General features: G+C 68.3%; 9 protein-coding genes. 2 read left to right on the top strand and 7 right to left on the bottom strand.

What is annotated here, in order from left to right:
* The 3 genes from WA965_RS09850 to WA965_RS09840 all read right to left on the bottom strand — a co-directional run.
* The coding region (locus WA965_RS09850; RefSeq protein WP_526447439.1) for a DEAD/DEAH box helicase at positions 1 to 728 on the bottom strand (728 nt) is incomplete at its 3' end.
* Between the two features lie 95 nt (positions 729 to 823).
* On the bottom strand, positions 824 to 1,720 hold the full coding sequence (locus WA965_RS09845; RefSeq protein ID WP_526302920.1) for an SDR family oxidoreductase: 897 nt from the start codon (positions 1,718 to 1,720) through the stop codon (positions 824 to 826).
* A 71-nt stretch (positions 1,721 to 1,791) separates the two neighbouring features.
* The gene (locus tag WA965_RS09840; protein WP_526302919.1) at positions 1,792 to 2,691 is read right to left on the bottom strand and encodes an SDR family oxidoreductase; all 900 of its coding nucleotides are present in this window, start codon (positions 2,689 to 2,691) and stop codon (positions 1,792 to 1,794) included.
* A gap of 97 nt (positions 2,692 to 2,788) precedes the next feature.
* Between WA965_RS09840 and WA965_RS09835 the strand changes: the two genes are divergently transcribed.
* Both WA965_RS09835 and groL read left to right on the top strand, forming a co-directional pair.
* A complete protein-coding gene (locus WA965_RS09835) occupies positions 2,789 to 3,346 on the top strand; it encodes a TetR/AcrR family transcriptional regulator (RefSeq protein ID WP_526302918.1) in 558 nt (185 codons plus the stop codon).
* A gap of 202 nt (positions 3,347 to 3,548) precedes the next feature.
* Positions 3,549 to 5,174 carry a chaperonin GroEL gene (groL, locus tag WA965_RS09830; protein ID WP_526302917.1) on the top strand — a complete coding sequence of 542 codons (1,626 nt, stop codon included), beginning with the start codon at positions 3,549 to 3,551 and terminating at the stop codon, positions 5,172 to 5,174.
* 62 nt (positions 5,175 to 5,236) lie between these two features.
* Here groL and WA965_RS09825 read toward each other — a convergent pair whose 3' ends face one another.
* The 4 genes from WA965_RS09825 to WA965_RS09810 form a co-directional block, all read right to left on the bottom strand.
* Positions 5,237 to 5,557: a pyridoxamine 5'-phosphate oxidase family protein gene (locus WA965_RS09825; RefSeq protein WP_526302916.1), complete on the bottom strand. Its 321-nt coding sequence runs from the start codon at positions 5,555 to 5,557 to the stop codon at positions 5,237 to 5,239.
* A 9-nt stretch (positions 5,558 to 5,566) separates the two neighbouring features.
* Positions 5,567 to 6,619, bottom strand: a complete 1,053-nt coding sequence (locus WA965_RS09820; protein WP_526302915.1) for an AbrB family protein — start codon at positions 6,617 to 6,619, stop codon at positions 5,567 to 5,569.
* Between the two features lie 8 nt (positions 6,620 to 6,627).
* On the bottom strand, positions 6,628 to 7,950 hold the full coding sequence (locus tag WA965_RS09815; RefSeq protein ID WP_526302914.1) for an MmgE/PrpD family protein: 1,323 nt from the start codon (positions 7,948 to 7,950) through the stop codon (positions 6,628 to 6,630).
* Positions 7,947 to 9,128 (bottom strand): MmgE/PrpD family protein (locus tag WA965_RS09810; RefSeq protein WP_526447437.1); only part of this gene is annotated, 1,182 nt, incomplete at its 5' end. The genes WA965_RS09815 and WA965_RS09810, both read right to left, overlap by 4 nt.

The following is a 9,128-nucleotide window of genomic DNA, read 5'->3' as shown; positions in this document are numbered from 1 at the left end:
TTCCAGGCCCGGGCGGTCTGCTCGGCCGTCAGCGGTTCACCGAGGCGGGCCGCGTGTTCCTCGCCCGCGCTGTCGCGCCAGCGGGCCTCGCCCGAGTAGGCCATGAACATCACCGGCCGGACGACTCCGTCGGCGAGCGCGTCGGAGTAGCCGTAGGTGTGGTCGGCCTGCGACCTCATCAGGCCTTCGTGGTCGGGGGAGTAGGTGACGAACGGGATCGCGCTGTCGTCGCTGCGGAACGGCGTGCCGGTCAGCGCGAGCCGCCGGGTGGCGTCGTCGAACGCCTCGCGAATGGCCTCGCCCCAACTCTTGGCGTCACCGCCGTGATGGATCTCGTCGAAGACGACCAGGGTCTTGCGGTTCTCGGTGCGCACCCGGTGCCGGGTGGGGTGGCTGGCGACCTGGGCGTAGGTGACGACGACGCCGTGGTATTCCGAGGACGTCTGGGAGTTGGAGTTCGAGAACTTCGGGTCCAGCGCGATCCCGAGTCGGGCGGCCGCCTGAGCCCACTGGATCTTGAGGTGTTCGGTGGGTACGACGACGGTGACGGCTTCGATGGTGCCTTCGGCGAACAACTCGGCGACGACACGCAGCGCGAAGGTGGTCTTGCCGGAGCCCGGGGTCGCCACAGCCAGGAAGTCACGCGGCTTGGCGGCCAGGTATTTCACCAGCGCCCGTCGCTGCCAGCCCCGCAAAGCCTGGGTGCTGGGCGCTGCGTCAGCCCGCACCCTGTGACTCCTCTCTGAACGGAATGCAGTCTAGGGCAGGCGGTTACGCGACCGCATTTCCGCGGCGTGTCCGGGTCGCGTGTCGGCTCCGGTGGCTAGACCGGGAACGTCACCTTCGTCAGCTCTTCGGAGACGGTCCACAGCCGGCGCTGCAGGTCGAGGTCGTAGGACTGCGCGCTGGAGGCGACGACGACCGGGTTGCCCCGCTGCTGGGCAATGCCGTCCGGTCCGTAGTACTGACCGCCGAGGGTGCCCGGGTCGGTGGCGGCACGCAACGTGGGCAAGGCGCCCATCGCCGGACTGTGGGCGAAGAGCGGGGCGACGACCCCGAAGGCGCCCTGCACCGGCTTAGGCAGGTTGCGCGCCAGTTCGGTAGGCGACGTGCCGGGGTGGGCGGCGACGGCGACGGTCTTGCCGCGCGGGGCCAGTCGGCGTTGGAGTTCGTAGGTGAACAGCAGATTGGCCAGCTTCGACTGCGTATAGGCGCCCATCCGGTTGTAGCTGCGTTCCCACTGCAGGTCATCCCAGTGGATGGAGCCGCCCATCTTGTGGCCGTTGCTGCTGACCGTCACCACCCGGGCGCCGGGGACATCGAGCAGCTTCTCCAGCAGCTGACCGGTCAGTGCGAAGTGGCCCAGATGGTTGGTGCCGAATTGCAGCTCGAAGCCGTCCTTGGTGTTGCCCTTCGGGGTCGTCATCACCCCGGCGTTGTTGATCAGCAGGTCGATCGTGTCGAAGCGTGACTTCAGCGCATCGGCAGCAGCGCTGATGGAATCCAAGGACGTCAGATCGAGTTCCTGGACCTGGACGTCGCCGGTCATCTGGGAGGCCGCCTTCGTGCCCTTGTCGGTATCGCGGACGGCGATGACGACGGTCGCGCCCTTGGCGGCCAGTGCTTTGGCGGTCTCGAATCCGAGTCCGGTGTTCGCGCCGGTGATGACGGCGGTGCGGCCGGTCTGGTCGGGGATGTGGGCGGTGGTCCAGTCGGTCATGTCTGTCTCCTCAGAAGGGTGCATCGGGGCGTGCCTGTGGTTTCGGTGAAAGGTCCCGCTTTCGGTCCGGCCTATACCCGGTAGCTGACGCCCGTCAACTCTTCGGACACCGACCAGAGCCTGCGTTGTAGCGCTTCGTCGTGCGACTGTCGACTCGACGAGACCACCTTCGGGTAGCCGCGGAGCTCGAAGGGCCCCGACGGGCCGAAGTACTGGCCGCCTTCGGCCGCCGGATCGGTGGCGGCACGCAGGGTCGGCAGTGCTCCCATCGCAGCGGTCTGCGACACCAACCGAAATACGGGATCCAGAAGCGGTAGGTGCCGACCGAGCTCGGTGTTCGACCCGCCCGGGTGTGCCGCGAGCGCTGCCGTCGACGATCCGGCGGTACCCAATCGCCGCTGCAGCTCATAGGTGAACAGCAAATTGGCGAGCTTGGACTGCCCGTAGGCGACAACGCGGTTGTAGTTGCGCTGCAGCTGGAGGTCGTCGAAGTGGATGCCTGCCCGAATGCGGTGGCCGACGCTGCTGACGGTCACGACGCGCCCGGACGGCGCCGCCGAGACCCGGTCGAGCAGCAGGCCGGTCAGCGCAAAGTGACCCAGATGGTTCGTGCCGAACTGGAGCTCGAAGCCCTCCGCGGTCTCCTGGCGCGGCGTGTACATCACGCCGGCGTTGTTGATGAGCAGATCGATGGTGGCGTGGTCGTTCTTGAGCTGATCGGCGGCCGCACGCACCGAGGACAGCGAGCTGAGGTCGAGCTCCCGCAGTTCCACGGTCGCCTCGGGGGCCGTCTGCTGAATGCGACTGACCGCGTCCTTGCCCTTGTCCAGGTTGCGCACTGCGATGACGACTCGGGCTCCCTTGGCTGCCAGCGCTGCAGCGGTCTCGTAGCCCAGGCCGGTGTTGGCGCCAGTGATCACCGCGGTGCGTCCGGTCTGGTCGGGAATGTCGGCCGTGGTCCACTTCGTCATGAGGGTCTCCTAGGATAGTCGAAACGGGGCGTTCGCTCCGTTAATGGATCACTATACGGAACGCTCGCCCCGCTTTTTTGTTCCCCGGAGGTTCTTGTTGGCCCGGCCGCTGCGCGCAGACGCGGCCCGCAACCGTGCCCGCGTGCTCGAGGTCGCCTACGACACCTTCGCCAGCGACGGACTGTCGGTGCCGATCGACGAGATCGCCCGGCGCGCGGGCGTTGGCGCCGGCACGGTGTACCGACACTTCCCGACCAAGGAAGATCTCTTCCGTGCCGTGGTCGACAACCGCATCCGCAGCATCGTCGCCGCCGGCCGGGCGCTACTGGACGACGGCGACCCCGCCCAGGCGTTGTTCACGTTTCTGCGGACCATGGTGCTGCAGTGGGGGGCGACCGATCGGGGGCTCAGCGAGGCGCTCGCCGGGGTGGGTGTCGACGTCAACGCCGCGATCCCCGAGGCGGAGGGCGACTTCCTCGAGATGCTCGGCACGCTGCTGCGAGCCGCGCAGGACGCCGGGGCCGTGCGCGGCGATGTCGATGTCGCCGACGTGAAGGCATTGCTGGTCGGATTGCAGGCGATGCAGGGGTACAACGGCGACGCCGCGGGCCGACTGATCGACGTGGTGCTCGGGGGCCTGGGGGCGAAGGCGTAGATCCCGCCGACGGACCCCCCGGACCTTGCACTCGACCAGGTCGAGTGCTAAGAATGCAGTTGGCACTCACGACCGGTGAGTGCTAGGTCGGGACGGTGAGACGGGGGCGCCGCACACGCGGAGCACATCCCCTGTCGTCCGTCGCGGGCACTGCGCCCGGCCAGCAAGACGTGCATCCCCAATCCGGAGGAAACACTTCGCAATGTCCAAGATAATTGCGTATGACGAAGAGGCCCGCCGCGGCCTCGAGCGGGGCCTCAACGCCCTCGCCGACGCGGTCAAGGTGACGTTGGGCCCCAAGGGTCGCAACGTCGTCCTGGAGAAGAAGTGGGGCGCTCCCACGATCACCAACGATGGGGTTTCCATCGCCAAGGAGATCGAGCTGGAGGACCCGTACGAGAAGATCGGCGCAGAGCTGGTCAAGGAAGTCGCCAAGAAGACCGACGACGTCGCAGGTGACGGCACCACCACCGCCACCGTGCTGGCCCAGGCACTCGTTCGCGAGGGTCTGCGCAACGTCGCCGCCGGCGCCAACCCGCTCGGCCTCAAGCGCGGCATCGAGAAGGCCGTCGCGAAGGTCACCGAGACGCTGCTGAAGTCGGCCAAGGAGGTCGAGACCAAGGAGCAGATCGCTGCCACCGCTGCGATCTCCGCCGGCGACGTCCAGATCGGCGAGCTCATCGCCGAGGCCATGGACAAGGTCGGCAACGAGGGTGTCATCACCGTCGAGGAGTCCAACACCTTTGGTCTGCAGCTCGAGCTGACCGAGGGTATGCGCTTCGACAAGGGATACATCTCGGGTTACTTCGTGACCGACGCCGAGCGTCAGGAAGCCGTCCTGGAGGATCCCTACATCCTGCTGGTCAGCTCCAAGGTGTCGACCGTCAAGGACCTGCTCCCGCTGCTGGAGAAGGTCATCCAGGCCGGCAAGCCGCTGCTGATCATCGCCGAGGACGTCGAGGGCGAAGCCCTGTCGACCCTGGTGGTCAACAAGATCCGCGGCACCTTCAAGTCCGTCGCCGTCAAGGCTCCGGGCTTCGGTGACCGCCGCAAGGCCATGCTGCAGGACATCGCGATCCTGACCGGTGGCCAGGTTGTCAGCGAAGAGGTCGGTCTGTCCCTGGAGACCGCCGACGTCGCGCTGCTCGGTACCGCCCGCAAGGTCGTCGTGAACAAGGACGAGACCACCATCGTCGAGGGCGCCGGTGACTCCGACGCCATCGCCGGCCGGGTGTCTCAGATCCGTGCCGAGATCGAGAACAGCGATTCCGACTACGACCGCGAGAAGCTGCAGGAACGTCTGGCCAAGCTGGCCGGCGGCGTTGCGGTGATCAAGGCCGGAGCTGCCACCGAGGTGGAGCTCAAGGAGCGCAAGCACCGCATCGAGGACGCCGTTCGCAACGCGAAGGCTGCCGTCGAAGAAGGCATCGTCGCCGGTGGCGGCGTGGCGCTGCTGCAGTCGGCTCCGTCGCTGGACGAGCTGGACCTGACCGGCGACGAGGCCACCGGTGCCAACATCGTCCGGGTCTCGCTGTCGGCCCCGCTCAAGCAGATCGCCTTCAACGGTGGCCTGGAGCCGGGTGTCGTCGCGGAGAAGGTCTCGAACCTTCCCGCGGGTCACGGCCTGAACGCCGCGACCGGTGAGTACGAGGACCTGCTCAAGGCCGGCGTTGCCGACCCGGTGAAGGTCACCCGCTCGGCGCTGCAGAACGCAGCGTCCATCGCGGCGCTGTTCCTCACCACCGAGGCGGTCGTCGCCGACAAGCCGGAGAAGGCGTCCGCACCCGCGGGCGACCCGACCGGTGGCATGGGCGGTATGGACTTCTAGTCCCTGTACGAGAAAGGCCCGGCTCGCTGACACATCCAAGCGAGCCGGGCCTTTTCGTCGGCTCAGGCCGGGGCAGGGCGATGCAGTACTGCGCCGACGGGCGTGACGGTCACCGCGTCCCCGTCGACCCGGCCGCGGCCGTCGACGATCAGGGTGTGGCCGCCCGGATCGGGTGGCGGCCACACCAGGGTCACGTCCGGGTGTGCAGAAGTATTGCGCCGGGTGCCGTTGCCGACGGGCCCCACGTCGAAGGTACCGCCGGACAGCACCGGCGAAACCGCCACGGTGTGGGCGCGGTAGTCGTCACCGACCGTGATGAGGTAGGCGAACGTGAAGTCGGCGAGCGTGTCGGACAACCGGTCGACATCCACCTTGACGCTCATGTGGCGAGACTACGGGTCAGGGCCCGCCGCCCGCCGGAAGTAGGCCGCCACGAAGGGCGCGATCGCCAGCACGATGAGCATCCGGGAGATCTGGGCCGCGGCGACGAACGTGACGTCCGAACCGGTGGACGCGGCGGTACCCATGACCGCATAGATCCCGCCGGGTGTGGTCGCGAGATAGGCATCCAGCGGGGTGGCATCGGTGGTGAGCGTCAGGACCCAACCCAGGCCCGCGCACGCCACGAGCGTCACCACGATGGTCAGCATGGCCGTCGGCACCATCCGGCCGATCGATTTCAGGCTTCCCACAGTGAATTTCAGGCCGACCTGCACGCCGATCGCCAGATACCCGAGGCCCGCGATGATCGCGGGGACCTGCGCCTCGGCGAAGTACGGCACCAGGGTCAGCGGCGCGGACACCAGCAGCGGCCCGAGCAGCGCAGGCGACGGCATGCGCAGCAGCTTGCCCACGGCCAGGCCTCCGGCGATGGCCAGCGCGACGAACGGCAGATCGACCCGCCAGTCGCCGGCTGCGAGGGACAGCCGGCCACCTTCGTCGTAGGCGCCGAACAGCAGGGTCACCACCACCGGCATGGTCAGCAGCACGATCAGTAGCCGCAGGTACTGCAGCACGGCGATGACCCGCGAGTCCGCCCCGAGGTCATCGGCCATCGCCGTCAGACCGATTGCGCCACCGGCGATCGAGGAGAATGCGGCGGTCGCCGGGGTGGCACCCTTGCGGGTCAGCAGGCTGCCGACGAGCACACTGACCACCAGCGCGAAACAGGAGATCCCGATGACGATCAGCCATCGGGTACCCAGGCCGGCCAAGGTCTCCCACTCGATGGCCGTGCCGACGATCGCGCCGACCACCGCCTGGCCGCCCTGAAACCACGACCCGGGCAGTCGCAGCGGCGCCGACGGCCGCGCCAGCGCATAGATCAATGCGCCGACGAGGCCACCGAACAGCAATGGCGTCGGCAGCGCGATCAGGATGAAACCCAGCGAGACCGCGGAGACGACGACAAGCAGGAGCAGCCAGCGACCTATGGCGGACGCCACCGCCGGAGTTACCTGGCCACCGCGAAGAGATCTGTGGCAGAGGTCATTTCATCGAGTCGCCAGGCAACGTCCCACAGGCTGCCGGGATTGTCGAGGCGCCCGGCGAGCCGGATCACTTTGTCCTGCAGTTCCTCGTCGGTCATCGGCGCCGAGGTGCTACCGGTCGCGTGCTCGATCGTGAGTTCGACTGTCCTGCCGCCGACCAACGTCGCGGTCATCCGGCAGGAGTCGGCGGCCAGCGACGGATCCAACGTCACCGTGACCAGCGTGCGCACCTGCTGGATCTGCGGATCCGTGGCGGTTTCGTCGCTGAACTCCGGCGGCCCGCCGGCCCCGCGCACCAGGCCGACGGCAAAGCAGTGGTACACCGAGAACTTGCTCTGCAGGCCGGTTTTGGGATCGACGACGCCCATCACGTCGAGAACCCGCGGATGCACCTCGAGCGTCACCGACTCCAGTTGAGTGGGATCGACGCCGTCGGCGCGGAGCTGCCTGCCGGCATCGATCACCGGGTGGCTGACGATTCCGCAGCTGTACGGTTTGAGGGCGTTGCTCTCGACCAGCCACCGTGACCCCAGATCCGACATCGGGGACCAGTCGACGTCGGCGGCCATCAGCGCTGCCATCCCGCGTCGACCGGCCAAGGGTTCCACCGGGCCGGTGAACCCCTGTTCGGCCAGCAGTGCGGCCTCGACTCCGATGGACGCGGCCCGCCCCACCTGGAAGGACTTCGTCATCGACCCGAGTTGCTCGGTGTGTCCGGCAGCCTGGGTCGCGGCGATGGCGATGGCGTCCGCGGTGCGCTTCGCGTCGAGCCCGAGTATCCGGGCCGCCGCACACGCCGCGCCGATCGGACCGGTGGTCGCGGTGACATGCCAGCCGCGGTCGAAGTGGCTGGGCCACAGGCAGTCACCGAGCCTACTGGCCACTTCGACGCCCGCCACCACCCCGGTCATCAACGTGGCGCCGTCGGCACCCGCGAGCTGGGCCACGGCCAGTGCCGCGGGCACGATGGGTGCGCCGGGGTGCAGGATGCAGGACAGGTAGGTGTCGTCGAAATCTTCGACATGGGCGGTCAATCCGTTCACCAGGGCGGCCCACGGCGCGGTGAGTTGTTCAGTGCGGCCGAGCACCTGTGCCGGGCCTGTCTGGCCGAGATCGGCCGCAGCCGCCAGCACCGCCTCGGCGGCCGGATCGTGGGCGGCGCCCACCGACAGCCCGATCACATTGGCGGCGGTGCGGCGGGCGGCGACCCTGGCGTCTTCGGGCACGTCGTCCCAGGTGAGCTGAGCGACAAACGAACTGATGCGAGGGGTGATGTCAGTGCTCATGCGGAAGTGCCAATCTTGTGGGCGTCGGTGTCGGCCAGTGTGGAGAACCAGCCCTGAGCGGAGGGTGCGGTCGCGACGGTGCGGGCGGCGTCGACGATCTCCTTCTCCCGCCCTGGCAGGGTCCGCTCCACCAGGGCGAGGACCTTGCGGTCGAGCTGATCGTCGGTCAGGGGCATCTCGAGGCTTCCCCGGGCGTGCTGCACGGTGCGGCTCTCGGTGCTGCCGTCGGTCAGGAATGCGGTGAGATGGGCTGTTGCCCTGGGAATCTCGGCGTCCGGCAGCAGTTGGACCTTGGCGCGCATATCGATGACCGGAGCGGAGCGCACATGGGCGTCCTCATAGGACTTGAGGTCGACGGGGCCGTTGAGCACACCGCACGCGACACCGTGGATCGTGGAGAACCGCGCCGCCAACCCGTCGTGCGGATCGGGATTCCCGGTGAGCTCGACCACCAGGGGATGGCAGCGCACCTCGACGCGCTCGACCTCACGACCGGCGACCGCCTGATGCAGCGCCTCAGCCGCCTCGATCGCGGGATGGCTGACGATGCCACACGGATAGGGCTTGTAGGTGTTGTCGAGCAACTCCCACCTCTCGCCCCAGCCGTCGACCAGCTTGGCCACGTCGAGTTCCGGTGCCATCACCCGGAAGTACCCTCGGGGACCGTCCAGTGCCGACGGCGAAGCGGTGAGGCCACGTGCGGCGACGACCGCCGCCACCAGACCGTTCGCGGCGGCCTTGCCCGGGTGCAGCGGCTTGTTCATCGTGCCGAAGCCCTCGCGATGACCGATCGTCATGCTGGAGGCGATACCGAGTGCGCGACCGGTGGTTTCGGCGTCCAGACCCATGAGCAACGCTGCCGCGGTGGCCGCCCCGAACGGTCCGACGGTGCCGGTGATGTGCCAGCCCTCGTCGTAGTGCGACGGCGACATCGCCACCGCCACCCGAAGCTGCAGCTCGATGCCGATTGCGAAGGCACGCAGCAGGTCGTCGCCCGTCCGGTCCTGCAACCAGCTCGCCCCGAGCGCGGCGCCGAGGGTGGCGGCGCCCGGGTGTACGACGGTGGCGAGATGGGTGTCGTCGAAATCGTCGAGGTGCGCGGCGAACCCGGTGAGCACCGCCGCCGAGGGAGGGTCGAAGGTGTCCGCGCGACCCGGTACCGGCACCGCCCCGGGCGC

This window comes from Mycobacterium sp. (assembly GCF_049683935.1).
In the GTDB taxonomy this organism is placed as follows: domain Bacteria; phylum Actinomycetota; class Actinomycetes; order Mycobacteriales; family Mycobacteriaceae; genus Mycobacterium.
Note: the sequence above shows the minus strand (reverse complement) of the source record. Positions and strands in the feature narration are given on the sequence as shown.

Coding starts and splice junctions, on each gene's coding strand:
- WA965_RS09845 (WP_526302920.1), bottom strand. CDS start 1,720: ATGACCGACTGGACCACCGCCCACATCCCCGACCAGACCGGCCGCACC.
- WA965_RS09840 (WP_526302919.1), bottom strand. CDS start 2,691: ATGACGAAGTGGACCACGGCCGACATTCCCGACCAGACCGGACGCACC.
- groL (WP_526302917.1), top strand. CDS start 3,549: ATGTCCAAGATAATTGCGTATGACGAAGAGGCCCGCCGCGGCCTCGAG.
- WA965_RS09825 (WP_526302916.1), bottom strand. CDS start 5,557: ATGAGCGTCAAGGTGGATGTCGACCGGTTGTCCGACACGCTCGCCGAC.
- WA965_RS09815 (WP_526302914.1), bottom strand. CDS start 7,950: ATGAGCACTGACATCACCCCTCGCATCAGTTCGTTTGTCGCTCAGCTC.